Source organism: Rhodoferax sp. GW821-FHT02C08 (assembly GCF_059421805.1).
Genome location: NZ_JBWKVR010000071.1, coordinates 1 through 574 on the forward strand (window position 1 = coordinate 1; position 574 = coordinate 574).

Below are 574 nucleotides of genomic sequence, written 5' to 3' on the forward strand. Positions count from 1 at the left end.
TCAAACTTGGCAAGGTCTTCTGTGGACAGAGTGGCCCGATAAGCATTCCGGTCGGCATCGCTGGCCTTGATGGCGGTATCCATCCATCCACGCTCTTGCTCATCCTGCGGGTCGCTGAGGATCAAGCCGTAACCCGCAGCCAAAGCCTGCTTGCCCGCGCTGTTGTAACCAGAATCATTACCCCATTCGCGCAGCAGGTTGGCGACTGCTGCTTTGTAGTCTGCGCGCGAGCCGGCGTCTTTTGCTTGGTTGAAAAGATCAATCAATTCAGGGCTTTGGGTTGCCGCTTCTTGTAGATCCCGCACCCAGCCACTACCACCAATGTTGCTGACAGTCTTGGCCGCATCGCTCACCGTGATCGGCGTGAACTCACGGACAAAATTGTTCTGCGCCAAGATGAAGCTACCGGCTTGGCCGGTGCTGCCATCAGCTCGCGTGTAGCTTCCACTTTGTACCAACTCGGCATCGCCATAGTTGACGCTGGTGGTGGCGCTCGTCAATTTGATGCTTTGTACACCGGACTCGGCCAAGGTCTGCATTTCCCCAGCCTGGCTGATGCCGTCCTGGTTCAAGT

Annotated in this window: 1 pseudogene; it reads right to left on the minus strand. The window is 56.6% G+C overall.

Going from position 1 to position 574, the window contains the following annotated elements:
- Positions 1-539 (minus strand): annotated as a pseudogene (locus AC07VY_RS26605) (calcium-binding protein); the annotation flags it as partial.
- Between the last annotated feature and the right edge of the window lie 35 nt (positions 540-574).